Raw genomic sequence first — 15,161 nt, 5'->3', positions numbered from 1 at the left:
CGGCGGCGCACGTCTCATAAAGCGATCTCGATTTTCGAAGAATTCGCTGTGGATGAATCTAGGAGGAGTCTTATTTTGAGAAAGGAACCCGCTGCAAAAGCGCGGTCGTAGGGGCGAAAAAAAAGCACGTCGGGAGACGTGCTTTTTGCGTGGGCGCGTGGGCCGCGCCGGAAGATGGCTGCTTCGGCGTTACTTGACGCGCATGCCGGGCTTCGCGCCGCTGTCCGGCTCGAGCACGTAGATGCCCGGTTCGGCCTTCTCGTCAGCCGCCGATGCCGCGAGCACCATGCCTTCCGACAGCCCGAACTTCATCTTGCGCGGCGCGAGGTTCGCGACCATCACCGTCAGCTTGCCGACCAACTGTTCCGGTTGATACGCGGACTTGATGCCCGAGAACACGTTGCGCGTCTTCTCTTCGCCGACGTCGAGCGTGAGTTGCAGCAGCTTGTCCGAGCCTTCCACCGCGCGGCAGTCGACGATCTTCGCGATGCGCAGATCGATCTTGGCGAAATCGTCGATCGAGATGATGCCGCTGTCGTCGGGCTTCGCCTGCGCGTCGCCGTGCGCGGCAGCTGTCGCTTTCGCATGCGCCTTGGCCTTGGTCTTGGCGTCGGCGGCTTGGGCTTCGGGCGATGCAGTCGGCTGCAGCGAGCCGCGGTTGGCGGCGAGCAGCGCGTCGATCTGCTTCGGGTCGACGCGCGTCATCAGATGCTTGTACGCGTTGATCGCGCGCGCCGAGCTCAGCGGCGTATTCGCGTGCGACCACGTCAGCGGCTCGATACCGAGGAACGATTCGGCCGCTTCGATGACCTTCGGCAGCACGGGCTTGAGCGCCAGCGAGAGCAGCCGGAACGCTTCGAGCGACACGCTGCACGTCTCGTGCAGCGCGACGGCATTGGCCGGGTCCTTCGCCTGATCCCACGGCTTGGCTGTATCGACGTACGCGTTGACGGCGTCCGCAAGTTCCATCGTCTGACGCAGCGCGCGGCCGTAGTCGCGTGCTTCGTAGTGCGCGGCGATCTGCGGAATCGCCGTGCGCAGCGACGCGAGCAACGGATGCTGCATCGCGCTGTCCTGCACGCGGCCGTCGAAGCGCTTGATCAAGAAGCCCGCCGCGCGGCTCGCGATGTTCACGTACTTGCCGACGAGGTCGCTGTTTACGCGCGCCTGGAAGTCCTCGAGGTTCAGGTCGATGTCTTCCATCGTGCTGTTCAGCTTGGCCGCGAAGTAGTAGCGCAGCCATTCCGGGTTCATGCCCGTTTCGATCACGCTGTTAGCCGTGATGAAGGTGCCGCGCGACTTCGACATCTTCGCGCCATCGACGGTCAGGAAGCCGTGCGCGAACACGTTGGTCGGCGTGCGATGGCCCGAAAATTCGAGCATCGCCGGCCAGAACAGCGTATGGAAATACAGGATGTCCTTGCCGATGAAGTGGTACTGCTCGGTCGTCGAGCCCTTCTGCACCCACGCATCGAAATCGAGGCCGCGCTTTTCCGCCAGATTGCGGAAGCTCGCGTAGTAGCCGACGGGCGCGTCCAGCCACACGTAGAAATACTTGCCCGGCGCGCCGGGAATCTCGAAGCCGAAGTAGGGCGCGTCGCGCGAGATGTCCCAGTCGGCGAGCTTTGCTTCGCCCGCGTCGCCGAGCCATTCGCGCATCTTGTTGGTCGCTTCCTGCTGCGCGAGGCCGCCGACCCAGCCGCGCAGGAAATTCTCGCAGCGCGGATCGGACAGCTTGAAGAAGTAGTGCGTCGACGTCTTCTTCACGGGCGTCGCGCCCGACACGACGGAATACGGGTTGATCAGCTCGGTCGGCTGATAGGTCGAGCCGCACACTTCGCAGTTGTCGCCGTACTGGTCCTTCGCGTGGCACTTCGGACATTCGCCCTTGATGAAGCGGTCCGGCAGGAACATTTCCTTGACGGGGTCGTACGCCTGCTCGATGTCGCGCGCTTCGATCAGTCCAGCCGCCTGGAGCGCCGTGTAGATCGATTCGGACAGCACGCGGTTTTCCTCGGAATCCGTCGAGTAGTAGTTGTCGAACGAAATGCCGAAGTTGTCGAAGTCGCGCTTGTGCTCCAGCCACACGCGCTCGATCAGCTGCTTCGGCGTGATGCCTTCCTGCTCCGCCTTCAGCATGATCGGGGTGCCGTGCGTGTCGTCGGCGCCGACGTAGTAGACCTCGTGCCCGTGCATTCGCAGCGCGCGGACCCAGATGTCCGTCTGGATATATTCGACCAGATGGCCGATATGGATTTGCCCGTTCGCGTACGGCAGGGCAGACGTGACGAGGATCTGGCGGCGGCCCTTCGGCGCGCCGGCGGCGGTGAGGTCCGCGGATTGAACCGCGGTGGCGTCGGTTGCTGACATGTGGGTCTATGGACTGGCGGAAGGTACGGGCGGCCGTCACGACGTTTCGGCGTCAGCGGACGGCGCTGTGCCCAGGACCACATGGGCGGGGTGTCCGCTCATGCAGCTCGGGTGTCGAACGCGGCTTCGCGGACTCTCGTCGCGCGCGGAACCGGCCCGAATCGGCGATTTTACCAGTGTGAACTGTTAGCGGCAGCGCGTGGGGAATGATGGCGCCGGGCTTGCGCGCGATGCGAGGAAGATTGGGGAGGTATCGCCTGCGGAAAGAACGCGAGGAGCGGGCAAGACGCGGACAAAAAACAGGCAAAAAAAACCGGGGCTATAGGCCCCGGAGCAACAACGACAAGAGGAGAATGGTGACGCGGCGGCATCGCCGCACACGTACCGTAAAGACAGACCGTGGAATTTCACAAGAGTTCGAAAAATTTTTCGATCAGCTTGTGAGACCCGTCCGAGGTTCGCTTCGACGCGCTTGGCGAACTGGCGGGCGGATTCCGACTCTGGCCTGTCCTTCCCCGAAAAACTTATTGCGCGTGCTGCGCCATCGCGCGCAGGTAGATTTCCACGCGGCGGTTCTGCGCGCGGCCTGCTTCCGTGTTGTTGTCGGCGATCGGCTGGTTGGCGCCCATGCCCGAAGCCGCGAGGCGCTGCTGCGCGACGCCGTCTTGCGCGAGCTGGTTCACCACGCTTTGCGCGCGGTTGACGGAGAGCGTCTGGTTGTACGCCGGCTGTCCCGTGCTGTCCGTGTGGCCGACGACTTGCGCGACGACTTCCGGGTTCTGGTTCAGCGTTTGCGCAACCTGCGTCAGCACGGGAGCGAACGACGACTTGATCGCGTAGCTGTTCGTGTCGAACGTGACCGAGCTCGGGATGTTCAGCTTCAGCGAGCCGTCCGGCTGCTCGGTGATCTGCGTGCCCGTGCCCTTCGTCGCGCCCGACAGCTTGTTCTTGATGTTCTGCCAGTTGTAGCCGGTGACGCCGCCGACAGCCGCGCCAACGCCGGCGCCGATCGCCGCACCCTTGCCGCCGCCGAAGATCGCGCCGAGCGCGGCGCCCGTGCCTGCGCCGACGCCCGTGCCGACGGCAGTGTCCGTGCCTTGCTGGGTCGCGCAACCGCCGAGCAGCGCACCGACGACAGCCAGTGCCGACAGACGGGTCATGATTTTTGCATTCATTCTGGTTCCTCTCTTTAATTAAACGGTCGACAGTTGCAAGGGCTCGTGAACCGTGCCGACAGCCGGAAAGGGTCTTCCGGCAGGCCCCTGCGCCAGCCACTACAATGACGACTGAGCAGGCGTCGATTCGGCCCTATTGCAAAACTTGCGCGGCAAGCGTGCCAATGAGACAGGTTTTAGGCAATGCCGGCTAACAATTTCTTTCAATATTTCAGGCGTGTGGCGCAGACTTCGATCGCGCACCTCGCCAAGCGTTCCCACGGAGACTCAATGAGCATCGATCGGGCTTTGGTAGACGCGGCCCTCGCGGCCATCACCGACCCCAACACCCAGAAGCCCTTCGCGGCAGCGAAGAACTTCAAGAACGTCAACGTCGATGGTGCCACGGTCAGCGTCGACGTGGTACTCGGCTATCCGGCCAGGCGTCAGTTCGAAGCGATTCGCGCGCTCGTCGAGAACGCGCTGCGCGCGGTGCCTGGCGTCGAAGCGGCGCGCGTACAAGTGTCGCAGGACATCGCTGCGCATACCGTGCAGCGCGGCGTCAAACTGTTGCCGAACGTGAAGAATATCGTGGCCGTTGCGTCGGGCAAGGGCGGTGTCGGCAAGAGCACGACGGCCGTGAACCTCGCGCTTGCGCTGGCGAGCGAAGGCGCATCGGTGGGTATTCTGGATGCCGACATCTACGGCCCGTCGCTGCCGATGATGCTCGGCATCGAAGGCCGCCCCGAGTCGCCCGACGGCCAGTCGATGAACCCGATGGCGGGCCACGGCGTGCAGGCGAACTCGATCGGCTTTCTGGTCGAACAGGACAACCCGATGGTGTGGCGCGGCCCGATGGCCACGTCCGCGCTCGAGCAGTTGCTGCGTCAGACCAACTGGAAAGATCTCGACTATCTGATCGTCGACATGCCGCCAGGCACGGGTGATATCCAGCTCACGCTGTCGCAGCGCGTGCCCGTGACGGGTGCCGTGATCGTCACGACGCCGCAGGACATCGCGTTGCTCGATGCGAAGAAGGGCTTGAAGATGTTCGAGAAGGTGGGCATTCCGATTCTCGGCATCGTCGAGAACATGGGCCTGCATATCTGCTCGAATTGCGGCCACGAAGAGCATATCTTCGGGACGGGCGGGGCGGAGCGGATGTCAAAGGAGTATGGCGTCGACGTGCTCGGCAGCCTGCCGCTCGACATCGCGATCCGCGAACAGGCCGACTCGGGCACACCGACGGTGGCAGCGGATCCGGACGGCCGTATCGCGGAGATCTATCGGACGATTGCGCGCAAGGTCGCGATTCATATCGCTGAGCGCTCGCGCGACATGAGTTCGAAGTTCCCGACCATCGTCGTGCAGAACACATAAGGCGCGAAATGCCCCAGTCTGGTAGTCGGCGCGGGGCAACTGAACAACGGGTCGAACAACTCTTCAGGAGCGGGGAGAAAGGGGTCTGAATGCGGCCCCGCTCGCGGTATCATGTCGGCTTCATCAGGTCCGGCAACGCGGTCGCGGGGGCGGCCGGCGCTCGACAAGAGGATCGCATGAGAAAACGAATCGGCGGCGAGGCGATCAAGACCATCGTCGTCCTGGCTGCGACCAGCGCCCTGTTGTCAGGGTGCATGGGCTTCATGAAGCCACAGGAGAAACGCGCTGACGCGCAACTGCTGCCGACGCTGGGCAACCAGGCGCGCGGCATGGTCACGTTCATCGAGCGTTCGGACGGTGTTCAGGTTACCTACAACCTCACGGGCTTGCCGCCGAACAGCGATCACGCCCTGCAGGTGCATGAACGCGGCGATTGCAATTCCGCCGACGGCGCCGGCGCGGGCGCCGTGTTCGCGCCAGCTGCGGAGCGTCTGAAGTCGGGCTCGCGCGTCGAGGGCGATCTCGGCAATATCCACGCGGACGCGGCGGGCGTGGCGGCGGGCTTCATCGTCGCGCCGGATGTCTCGCTCGACGGCGTGCGTTCCGTGCTGCAGCGCGCCGTGCTGGTCCACCGCGAAGCGTCCGATCCCTACGCGTATCCGCAACATGGCGCCGGCCCCGCGCTTGCGTGCGGGCTGATCCGCCAGTAAGCAGCGCCGTTCACCCGCCGCAGTTCGTACTGCATCGCCCCGCCTTTTGTCCGCCAATCGTTTGCGCAGTATGCAAACGCCCGTTCTTCCGCCTGTTTCCGCTTCAATTCCTGCCGTTATCCGTGTTGCATCGTCGATGGCCGTCAAGCCGGCGCGCGCTATTGCGCGGCACGTCCGCGCACGCGATTCAGCTCGCATCGGGCACGCCCGCCATGTTCGCGTAAAATAAGCGCCTTTCGTCCGGCGGCACGCGTTGCGAAAGCGGCGCGCAAGCGTCAGCCGGCCCGATTTCACCCCGTCAGCAGCGTGTACCTATGAGCATCAAATCCGACAAGTGGATCCGGCGTATGGCCGCCGAGCACAAGATGATCGAGCCGTTCGCGCCAGGCCAGGTGCGCGTGACGGAAGACGGTCGCAAGATCGTCAGCTACGGCACCTCGAGCTACGGCTACGACATCCGCTGCGCCGACGAATTCAAGATCTTCACGAACATCAACTCGACGATCGTCGATCCGAAGAACTTTGACGAGAAATCGTTTGTCGATTTCAAGGGCGACGTCTGCATCATTCCGCCGAACTCGTTCGCGCTCGCGCGCACGGTCGAGTATTTCCGTATTCCGCGCAGCGTGCTGACGGTTTGCCTCGGCAAATCGACGTATGCGCGCTGCGGCATCATCGTCAACGTGACGCCGTTCGAGCCGGAATGGGAAGGGCACGTTACGCTCGAATTCTCAAATACGACACCTTTGCCTGCGAAAATCTACGCGAACGAAGGCGTTGCGCAGGTGCTGTTCTTTGAAAGCGACGAGATCTGCGACGTGTCGTACGCGGATCGCGGCGGCAAATATCAAGGACAGCATGGCGTGACGTTACCGAAGACGTAACGCAACCGCGCATTGAATCACCAGCTATCCGGGTGACCGCTGCGCATCAGAAGCAGCGGTCGTTCTTTTTGGAGAATCGCACATGAAGTTTCGTTTTCCCGTCGTCATCATCGACGAGGACTTCCGCTCCGAGAACATCTCGGGTTCCGGCATCCGGGCACTCGCCGAGGCTATCGAGAAAGAAGGCGCGGAAGTGCTGGGTCTCACGAGCTATGGCGATCTGACGTCGTTCGCGCAGCAGTCGAGCCGCGCGTCGTGCTTCATCCTGTCGATCGACGACGATGAACTGCTGCCCTACGTCGAGAACGGCGACGGTGAAAAGCCCGACGTCGCGCCCGCGATCATCGATCTGCGCGCGTTCGTCGAGGCGGTGCGCAAGCGCAATGCGGACATCCCCATCTTCCTGTACGGCGAAACGCGCACCTCGCGCCATCTGCCGAACGACATCCTGCGCGAACTGCATGGCTTCATCCACATGTTCGAGGACACGCCGGAGTTCGTCGCGCGGCACATCATCCGCGAGGCGAAGGTGTATCTGGATTCGCTCGCGCCGCCGTTCTTCAAGGAACTGGTGCAGTACGCAGACGAAGGCTCGTACTCGTGGCACTGCCCGGGCCACTCGGGCGGCGTCGCGTTCCTGAAGAACCCGCTCGGCCAGATGTTCCACCAGTTCTTCGGCGAGAACATGCTGCGCGCGGACGTCTGCAATGCCGTCGACGAACTCGGCCAGCTGCTCGATCACACGGGCCCCGTCGCGGCATCGGAGCGTAACGCGGCGCGCATCTTCAGCGCCGACCATCTGTTCTTCGTGACGAACGGCACGTCGACGTCGAACAAGATCGTCTGGCACGCAACAGTAGCGCCGGGCGACATCGTGCTGGTGGACCGCAACTGCCACAAGTCGATCCTCCACGCGATCACGATGACGCACGCGATCCCCGTGTTCCTGACGCCGACGCGCAATCACTTCGGCATCATCGGCCCGATTCCGCGCGACGAGTTCAAGCCGGAAAACATCCGCAAGAAGATCGAGGCGAATCCGTTCGCGCGCGAGGCGCTGGCGAAGAACCCGAACCTGAAGCCGCGCATCCTGACGATCACGCAGAGCACGTACGACGGCGTGATCTACAACGTCGAAATGATCAAGGACCTGCTCGGCGACCTGCTCGACACGCTGCACTTCGACGAAGCGTGGCTGCCGCACGCCGAGTTCCACGAGTTCTATCAGGACATGCACGCAATCGGCGCGGGTCGCCCGCGCACGGGCGCGCTGGTGTTCGCGACGCACTCCACGCACAAGCTGCTCGCGGGCATTTCGCAGGCTTCGCAGATTGTCGTGCAGGACAGCGAGAACAGCACGTTCGACCGCCACCGCTTCAACGAGGCGTATCTGATGCATACGTCGACGAGCCCGCAATACGCGATCATCGCGTCGTGCGACGTGGCGGCGGCGATGATGGAGCCGCCGGGCGGCACGGCGCTCGTCGAGGAATCGATTGCCGAGGCGCTTGATTTCCGCCGCGCGATGCGCAAGGTCGACGCCGAATACGGCGACGACTGGTTCTTCAAGGTCTGGGGCCCGGAAGAACTCGCGGAAGAGGGCATCGGCTCGCGCGACGACTGGATGCTGCGTCCGAACGACCGCTGGCACGGCTTCGGCCCGCTCGCGGACGGCTTCAACATGCTCGACCCGATCAAGGCGACGATCATCACGCCGGGCCTCGACGTGGACGGCGAATTCGGCGAGACGGGCATTCCTGCTGCGATCGTCACGAAGTATCTGGCAGAGCACGGCATCATCGTCGAGAAGACGGGCCTGTACTCGTTCTTCATCATGTTCACGATCGGCATCACGAAGGGCCGCTGGAACTCGATGGTCACGGAACTCCAGCAGTTCAAGGACGACTACGACAACAACCAGCCGCTGTGGCGCGTGCTGCCCGAGTTCGTCGCGCAGCATCCCGCATACGAGCGCATCGGCTTGCGCGATCTGTGCGAGCAGATCCACAGCGTCTATCGTGCGAACGACATCGCGCGTCTGACGACGGAGATGTACCTGTCGAGCATGGAGCCTGCCATGAAGCCGTCCGACGCCTTCGCGAAGCTCGCACACCGCGAGATCGATCGCGTGCCCATCGACGAACTCGAGGGCCGTGTCACGTCGATCCTGCTGACGCCGTACCCGCCGGGCATTCCGCTGCTGATTCCGGGCGAACGCTTCAACCGGACCATCGTCAACTATCTGCGGTTCGCGCGCGAGTTCAACGAGCGCTTCCCGGGCTTCCATACGGATATCCACGGGCTGGTCGGTGAGACGATCAACGGGCGCATCGAGTACTTCGTCGATTGCGTGCGCGATTCGTAATGATGAAGACGGCACTGCGCTTCGGGTTGTGGGGTCGTGCGCGCGTCGGCGCGCCGGCGGCGTTGGGCGCGTTCGCGTCGGCAATGACGCTGGCGAGCGCGCTGATGTTTGCACCCGGCGCGGCGCATGCCGAAGTCGCCGCCGCCGATCCCATCGACGCATCGATGCGCACGTGTCTCGCGCGCGCCGACATGTCGTCGGCGGTCGGCCAGGTGCAGTGCATGGATACGGCGCGGCTCGCGTGGCAGGCCTCGATGGATCAGTCGTTGCAGCAGTTGCTGTCGAAAGCAGCTGACGCGCAGAGCAAGAAGTGGGAAGAGAGTCAGAAGCGCTGGAAGGCCTGGCGCGAAGCGGACGGCAAGCTGCTGGCCGACATACTCGCCACGACGCGCGGCACGTCGTACCAGCTCGCGGTCGCCGACATGCAGTTGCAGCCGGTGCGCGACCGCGCGCTCGCGCTGCGCGCAGCGGCGATGGACGCCGGCAGGCAGGACCCGAAGAAGCGCCCGCGCGCCTGCTCATTCGACGCGCAGTGCGAGCACGCGATGTTCGACCTGAACCGCTATTACCGGCGCCTGCATGCGAAGCTGCCTTCGCACGCGCGGCCGGTCCTGTCTCGCGCGCAACGCGCGTGGACGGCCTATCGCGACGCGACCGTCCCGCTGATGGACGCGCGCTCGCAAGTCGATATCATCGGCGCGCGCGTCGCGCAGCTCAAGCGCATGGGCGACACGGCCGGCAACGACTGAGCCGGATCTTTTTCTAAAAACTGTTCGAGCAGCTAAGTGCTTCTCGCATCACGCATGTTCTATGCGCAGTGAATCAGATCACACTGCGCCCATTCCCATTTAGTGACACTTTTTTAAAGTTGCGCTTACAAGTGCCGTTATCTTACGTTGCGTTACCAGAGCGTCGGATAGAAGCACGGCACGCAGCACGCCCGATTCAGAAGGCCCCTGGAGCGCCAGCCATTCTTTGATCGGGATCACTATCTTGAAGCTATCCAAACCCTCCGCATTGCTCGTCGCCACGTTCGTTGCCGCGGCACTGAGCGGATGCGCGACGGAGGCGTCGCGCTCGCTGCCGACGCCCGAAGTCAGTAGCGCACACGTGCCTTATGCCGGCAAGCCGGTACTCGTCGCCGTCGGCAAGTTCGACAACCGCTCGAGCTATATGCGCGGCATCTTCTCCGACGGCATCGACCGTGTCGGCAGCCAGGCGAAGACCATTCTCGTCACCACGCTGCAGCAGAGCCGCCGCTTCTCCGTGCTCGAACGCGACAACCTGGGCGAAATCAAACAGGAAGCCGCAATCGCCAACAAGGCGCAGAAGCTCAAGGGCGCGAACTACGTGATCACGGGCGACGTGACCGAGTTCGGCCGCAAGGAAGTCGGCGATCAGCAACTGTTCGGCATTCTGGGCCGCGGCAAGAGCCAGGTCGCGTATGCAAAGGTCAGCCTGAACATCGTCGACACGACGACCTCCGAGGTGATCGCATCGAGCCAGGGCGCGGGTGAATACAGCCTGTCGAACCGCGAGATCATCGGCTTTGGCGGCACCGCGTCGTACGACTCCACGCTCAACGGCAAGGTGCTCGATCTCGCGATCAAGGAAGCTGTCAATCACCTCGTCGAGCAGGTCGACGCGGGCGCGTTGCAGGCTGCGAACTAACAGGCCGCGAACCAACGCTTCAACACATCACATCCAATAAGACCATGTTGAAAAGAACAAATATGCTGACGGGCATCGCGCTGCCCGTCGCGGCAGCGTGCGCGCTGCTGTCGGGGTGCGCGAACACGAAGAGCGTTTCGCTGTATCAGTGGGATGGCTATCAGCCGCAGGTGTACGAATACTTCAAGGGGCAAAAGAGTCCGCTCGAGCAGATCGATGCGCTCGAAAAGGCGCGTCAGCAGATTCTCGCGAAGGGCGCATCGGCGCCGCCGGGCTTCCATGCGCATCTCGGGATGCTGTACGCGACCGTCGGCAAGGACCAGGAAGCGAAGCAGGAACTGCTCGCGGAGAAGCAGTCGTTTCCTGAATCGTCGACCTACATGGACTTTCTGCTGAGCAAATTCCAATGACCATGACCCGCTTTCTCTCACTGAAACTGATCGCCGCGCTGTCTGTTCTGTTCACGTTGACGGCGTGCGTGACGCATGCGCCTCGCCAGGTCGACTACACCGCGTTTCGCAACAGCAAGCCGAGCACGATTCTCGTGCTGCCGCCCATCAACGACACGGCAGACGTGAACGCGACGTACGGCATGCTGTCGCAGATGACGATGCCGATCGCGGAAGGCGGCTATTACGTGGTGCCCGTCGTCGAGATGGAAGAGACGTTCAAGCACAACGGCCTGACCACGCCGACCGACATCCAGGCCGTCGCGCCCGACAAGCTGCGCAGCATCTTCGGCGCGGACGCCGCGGTGTACACGAAGATCACGCAGTACGGTTCGAAATACACGATCATCGACAGCACGACGGTGGTGTCGGCAACCGCGAAGCTCGTCGATCTGCGCTCGGGCGACACGCTCTGGCAAGGGTCGGCAAGCGCGACGGGCAAGGAACTGGGCGGCAACGTGAACGTCGGCGGCGGGCTGATCGGCGCGCTGGTGCAGGCGGCCGTCAAGCAGGTCGCACATACGCTGAGCGACGAATCGCACGATGTGGCGAGGTTGACGAGCCGCAAGCTGCTGTCGAGCGGCGGCGCGGATGGTCTGCTGTATGGTCCGCGTTCGCCGAAGTACGGCACGGACTGATGTTGTTGTGAGGAACGCGCGCCGTTTATGTTCGGCGCGCGTGTCCTGCTCACGCTTCAGGTGAGCAGATAACCATCTTTCGCGGCAGTCTTCTGCAACGAAGGCTGCGCGAGCAGGTCGCGCGCGGCATCTTCGATGAACCCGGACAGCGCATCGAGCGCGAGGTCGTTGTCGTCGGTGCCGAACGGCTCTTCGATCTGCGATGCGATCGCGTCGAGCGCCATGAACGTGTACGCGACGAATACCGAGAAGATCGGCGTGAACACGCCGACCGTTTCCACCAGCCCGAACGGCAGCGCCGCGCAGAAGAAGTACACGGTGCGGTGAATCATCACCGAATACGCGAACGGCAGCGGCGTCGACAGGATCCGCTCGCAGCCGCCAACCACATCCGACAGCCCGTTCAGATTGCGATCGATGGCCTGAACCGTCCATGCGTCGAGCTTGCCGTCGCGCGCCTGGCGCTGCGTCCATTCGCCGAGCCAGAGCATGATCGTCGCGGGCCGATAGCGCGACATCATGACGCGCTCGAAGAGCGGCTTGTCGAGTCTCGTCGACAGATCTTCCGATGGGTCCGTGCATCTCAACTGATGCCGCAGCGCGTGCGCGAAGGCGCACAAGGCTTGCACGAAGGCCTGCGTTTCGCTCGGGTCGATATGAGCGTTCGGCAGCGTTAAGACCTGGCGCGTGAGCGAGCGCGTCTCGTTGAGCAGGGAGCCCCAGAGCTTGCGGGCTTCCCAGTAGCGGTCATAGCTCGCGCTGTTGCGAAAGCCGAGGAAGATCGCGAGCGCAATGCCGATCAGCGAGAACGGCGTGGTGGTCATGTTGATGCTGATCTTCAGCAGGTGAACATGAACGCCGAGCGCGACGAGTGAAATAAGCAGAATGACGCACAGGCGGGGCAACAGCTCGGGAAGGACCGAACCGCGCCACGCGAGCAGCATGCGGAACCAGCGGAGTTGTGGGCGGATGATCATGACAGTACACAATGAAAGCCGATGGTTGCGTGATAGTAGCCGACGACGACGCAGCACAACGGCAGGCGAGGTGAGAGCGGCCCATTGTCCCCTCGATGCAGCGAAGGCGCACGAGCCAGAAGCCGCAGGCAACGCGTGCGAAAACAAAAAAGGCGAACCCTCGCCAGAGAGTCCGCCTTTCAGCAGCCGAATGGAAGCGGCCTAGCCGAGCGCAGCCCGCGCAGCGGCAACGGCGGCCCGCACCTGATCCGGCGCGGTGCCGCCCGGATGATTGCGGCTCGCCACCGATCCTTCGAGCGTCAGATAGCCGAACACATCGTCGCCCAGCAACGAAGCGACGTTCGGCAACTCAGCCTTCATCTCGTCGAGCGACAGATCGGCCAGATCGCAGCCGCGCAGTTCGCAGACACGCACCGCATGCGCGACCGCTTCGTGCGCGTCACGGAACGGCAGGCCGCGCTTGACGAGGTAGTCGGCGAGATCGGTTGCCGTCGAGAAGCCTTGCAGCGCAGCCGCGCGCATGTTGTCCGCCTTCACCGTGATGCCCGCGACCATCTCGGCGAAGATACGCAGCGTATCGGCGACGGTATCGACGGTATCGAACAGCGGTTCCTTGTCTTCCTGATTGTCCTTGTTGTACGCGAGCGGCTGGCCTTTCATCAGCGTGAGCAGCGCCATCAGGTGGCCGTTCACGCGGCCCGTCTTGCCGCGCGCCAGTTCGGGCACGTCCGGGTTCTTCTTCTGCGGCATGATCGACGAGCCGGTGCAGAAGCGGTCGGCGATATCGATGAAGCCGACGCGCGGGCTCATCCACAGCACGAGTTCTTCGGAGAAGCGCGACACGTGTGTCATCACGAGCGCCGATGCCGCCGTGAATTCGATTGCGAAGTCGCGGTCGGACACGGCGTCGAGCGAGTTCGCGCAGATGCCGTCGAAGCCGAGCGTCTTCGCGACGGCGTGACGGTCGATCGGATAGCTGGTGCCCGCGAGCGCCGCCGCGCCGAGCGGCAGACGATTCACGCGCTTGCGGCAGTCCACCATGCGCTCGGCGTCGCGCGAGAACATTTCGACGTAGGCGAGCAGGTGATGGCCGAACGTCACGGGCTGCGCGACCTGCAGGTGCGTGAAGCCCGGCATGATCGTGCCGGCGTTCTGGTCGGCGAGATCGAGCAGCGCCACGCGCAGATCCTTCAGCAGATCGCCGATACGGTCGATTTCGCCGCGCAGCCACAGGCGGATGTCGGTCGCGACCTGGTCGTTGCGCGAGCGGCCTGTGTGCAGGCGCTTGCCGGCATCGCCGATCAGGGCGGTCAGGCGCGCTTCGATGTTCAGGTGGACGTCTTCGAGATCGAGTTGCCATTCGAACTCGCCGCGCTCGATTTCACCCTTGATCTGCGCCATGCCGCGCTGGATTGCCGCGAGGTCGTCGGCGCTGATGATCTTTTGCGCGGCCAGCATCGACGCGTGCGCAAGCGAGCCTTCGATATCGACGAACGCCAGACGCTTGTCGAAAAAGACCGACGACGTGTAGCGCTTGACGAGTTCCGACATCGGCTCGGAGAAGCGAGCCGACCAGGCTTCGCCTTTTTTATGCAGTTGGGACGTCATGGTGATGGGCAGTTTGCGAGGTGAAGACGCTGACGGCGCGTGGAGACGGCGCCGCCTCGAAGGAGACAACGATTTTAACACCCGCCGTGCGGGCGGCTTTCAGCTGGCCCGGCAAGCTCATTCGCGCATCAGCACGACGAGCTTCAGGTCTTCGCGGTGCGCGGGCTTGAAGGTGATCTGGTTGTAGACGACGTGGCCGTCGCGCGGATGATTGAAGCGGCGCTGGCCGCCTTCGCGCTCGTTGACGTCCTGCGACGCCCAGAAGCGCGCGAACGCGTCGCTGGAGGCGGAGAGTTCGTCGATCAGCGAGCGCGTGGGTGCGTCGTTCTGATGGCGGATCGAATCGGCGCGATATTCGGCGGCGAGGCGCCGCGCGCGGATTTCCCAGTCGACGATCAGACTGCGCGCATCTGGCGACAGGAACGTATAGCGCAGCAGGTTGCGGTCATGCTCGCCGTCGAGCCAGCCGACGAACAGGTCCGCCGCGGGCTCGTTCCACGCGAGCGCGGTGAACTGGCGGTCGAGCACGTAGGCGGGCGCGCTCACGAGCTGCACGGTCTTGAGCAGCATGGCGGGGGTATCGGCGGCGGCGGGGTCCGGCTCGGCCGGGTCGCGCTGCGCGGCCAGTTCGAACAGATACGCGCGTTCGGCGCGCGAGAGCTGCAGCGCGACGGCGATGCGCGCGAGCGCGTCGGCGGACGCGGACACGGGCCGGCCCTGTTCGATCCAGGTGTACCAGGTCGGGCTCACGCCGCACAGCTGCGCGACTTCCTCGCGCCGCAGGCCGGGCGTGCGGCGGCGCGGGCCGGGCGGCAGGCCGACGGCTTGCGGCGACAGGCGCTCGCGATGCGCGCGGATGAACTCGCCGAGCGCGCGGGCGGGCGACGCATCGAGCGGCGGGGCGGAATCGGCGGGGGACGGCGTGGTCATGTGACGGGACGGCGGTGGCTGGTAA

13 protein-coding genes are annotated in these 15,161 nt (G+C 63.8%); 8 read left to right on the top strand and 5 right to left on the bottom strand.

Annotated elements, in window-relative coordinates:
* Positions 1-189 precede the first annotated feature (189 nt).
* Together metG and BLT65_RS20900 are read right to left on the bottom strand one after the other, a co-directional pair.
* Positions 190-2,370, bottom strand: a complete 2,181-nt coding sequence (gene metG / locus BLT65_RS20905) for a methionine--tRNA ligase (RefSeq protein WP_091780455.1) — start codon at positions 2,368-2,370, stop codon at positions 190-192.
* A 524-nt stretch (positions 2,371-2,894) separates the two neighbouring features.
* On the bottom strand, positions 2,895-3,545 hold the full coding sequence (locus BLT65_RS20900; RefSeq protein WP_042314862.1) for a YiaD family glycine zipper/OmpA-like lipoprotein: 651 nt from the start codon (positions 3,543-3,545) through the stop codon (positions 2,895-2,897).
* A gap of 234 nt (positions 3,546-3,779) precedes the next feature.
* Between BLT65_RS20900 and apbC the strand changes: the two genes are divergently transcribed.
* The 8 genes from apbC to BLT65_RS20860 all read left to right on the top strand — a co-directional run bounded on the left by apbC (position 3,780) and on the right by BLT65_RS20860 (position 11,621).
* The gene (gene apbC / locus BLT65_RS20895; RefSeq protein ID WP_279634468.1) at positions 3,780-4,904 is read left to right on the top strand and encodes an iron-sulfur cluster carrier protein ApbC; all 1,125 of its coding nucleotides are present in this window, start codon (positions 3,780-3,782) and stop codon (positions 4,902-4,904) included.
* 176 nt (positions 4,905-5,080) lie between these two features.
* A complete protein-coding gene (locus BLT65_RS20890; RefSeq protein WP_042314871.1) occupies positions 5,081-5,614 on the top strand; it encodes a superoxide dismutase family protein in 534 nt (177 codons plus the stop codon).
* Between the two features lie 314 nt (positions 5,615-5,928).
* Complete coding sequence (gene dcd / locus BLT65_RS20885; RefSeq protein ID WP_007588601.1) at positions 5,929-6,498, top strand: dCTP deaminase; 570 nt, start codon at positions 5,929-5,931, stop codon at positions 6,496-6,498.
* 82 nt (positions 6,499-6,580) lie between these two features.
* Positions 6,581-8,863, top strand: a complete 2,283-nt coding sequence (locus BLT65_RS20880) for an arginine/lysine/ornithine decarboxylase (RefSeq protein ID WP_091780449.1) — start codon at positions 6,581-6,583, stop codon at positions 8,861-8,863.
* The gene (locus BLT65_RS20875; RefSeq protein WP_091780446.1) at positions 8,863-9,612 is read left to right on the top strand and encodes a lysozyme inhibitor LprI family protein; all 750 of its coding nucleotides are present in this window, start codon (positions 8,863-8,865) and stop codon (positions 9,610-9,612) included. Before BLT65_RS20880 ends, BLT65_RS20875 begins: the two co-directional genes overlap by 1 nt.
* A gap of 244 nt (positions 9,613-9,856) precedes the next feature.
* Positions 9,857-10,534, top strand: a complete 678-nt coding sequence (locus BLT65_RS20870; protein ID WP_091780677.1) for a CsgG/HfaB family protein — start codon at positions 9,857-9,859, stop codon at positions 10,532-10,534.
* 44 nt (positions 10,535-10,578) lie between these two features.
* Positions 10,579-10,944: a DUF4810 domain-containing protein gene (locus BLT65_RS20865; RefSeq protein ID WP_007738260.1), complete on the top strand. Its 366-nt coding sequence runs from the start codon at positions 10,579-10,581 to the stop codon at positions 10,942-10,944.
* A gap of 2 nt (positions 10,945-10,946) precedes the next feature.
* Positions 10,947-11,621, top strand: a complete 675-nt coding sequence (locus BLT65_RS20860) for a DUF799 domain-containing protein (RefSeq protein ID WP_091780674.1) — start codon at positions 10,947-10,949, stop codon at positions 11,619-11,621.
* A gap of 56 nt (positions 11,622-11,677) precedes the next feature.
* On the opposite strand, the gene BLT65_RS20855 is transcribed toward BLT65_RS20860, so the two are convergent.
* The 3 genes from BLT65_RS20855 to BLT65_RS20845 all read right to left on the bottom strand — a co-directional run bounded on the left by BLT65_RS20855 (position 11,678) and on the right by BLT65_RS20845 (position 15,136).
* Positions 11,678-12,598, bottom strand: a complete 921-nt coding sequence (locus BLT65_RS20855; RefSeq protein WP_091780444.1) for a bestrophin family protein — start codon at positions 12,596-12,598, stop codon at positions 11,678-11,680.
* A 201-nt stretch (positions 12,599-12,799) separates the two neighbouring features.
* Positions 12,800-14,206, bottom strand: coding sequence for an argininosuccinate lyase (argH, locus tag BLT65_RS20850; RefSeq protein ID WP_091780441.1), 1,407 nt, complete (start codon positions 14,204-14,206; stop codon positions 12,800-12,802).
* A gap of 117 nt (positions 14,207-14,323) precedes the next feature.
* Entirely contained in the window at positions 14,324-15,136 is an 813-nt protein-coding gene (locus BLT65_RS20845) for a helix-turn-helix transcriptional regulator (protein WP_091780438.1), read from the bottom strand.
* Positions 15,137-15,161 lie beyond the last annotated feature (25 nt).

The sequence above is a fragment of the Paraburkholderia steynii genome, from assembly GCF_900100565.1.
Lineage (GTDB): Bacteria > Pseudomonadota > Gammaproteobacteria > Burkholderiales > Burkholderiaceae > Paraburkholderia > Paraburkholderia terrae.
Note: the sequence above shows the minus strand (reverse complement) of the source record. Positions and strands in the feature narration are given on the sequence as shown.

Coding starts and splice junctions, on each gene's coding strand:
- argH (WP_091780441.1), bottom strand. CDS start 14,206: ATGACGTCCCAACTGCATAAAAAAGGCGAAGCCTGGTCGGCTCGCTTC.
- BLT65_RS20890 (WP_042314871.1), top strand. CDS start 5,081: ATGAGAAAACGAATCGGCGGCGAGGCGATCAAGACCATCGTCGTCCTG.
- BLT65_RS20900 (WP_042314862.1), bottom strand. CDS start 3,545: ATGAATGCAAAAATCATGACCCGTCTGTCGGCACTGGCTGTCGTCGGT.
- metG (WP_091780455.1), bottom strand. CDS start 2,370: ATGTCAGCAACCGACGCCACCGCGGTTCAATCCGCGGACCTCACCGCC.
- BLT65_RS20875 (WP_091780446.1), top strand. CDS start 8,863: ATGATGAAGACGGCACTGCGCTTCGGGTTGTGGGGTCGTGCGCGCGTC.
- BLT65_RS20855 (WP_091780444.1), bottom strand. CDS start 12,598: ATGATCATCCGCCCACAACTCCGCTGGTTCCGCATGCTGCTCGCGTGG.
- BLT65_RS20865 (WP_007738260.1), top strand. CDS start 10,579: ATGTTGAAAAGAACAAATATGCTGACGGGCATCGCGCTGCCCGTCGCG.
- BLT65_RS20845 (WP_091780438.1), bottom strand. CDS start 15,136: ATGACCACGCCGTCCCCCGCCGATTCCGCCCCGCCGCTCGATGCGTCG.
- BLT65_RS20860 (WP_091780674.1), top strand. CDS start 10,947: ATGACCCGCTTTCTCTCACTGAAACTGATCGCCGCGCTGTCTGTTCTG.
- BLT65_RS20880 (WP_091780449.1), top strand. CDS start 6,581: ATGAAGTTTCGTTTTCCCGTCGTCATCATCGACGAGGACTTCCGCTCC.
- dcd (WP_007588601.1), top strand. CDS start 5,929: ATGAGCATCAAATCCGACAAGTGGATCCGGCGTATGGCCGCCGAGCAC.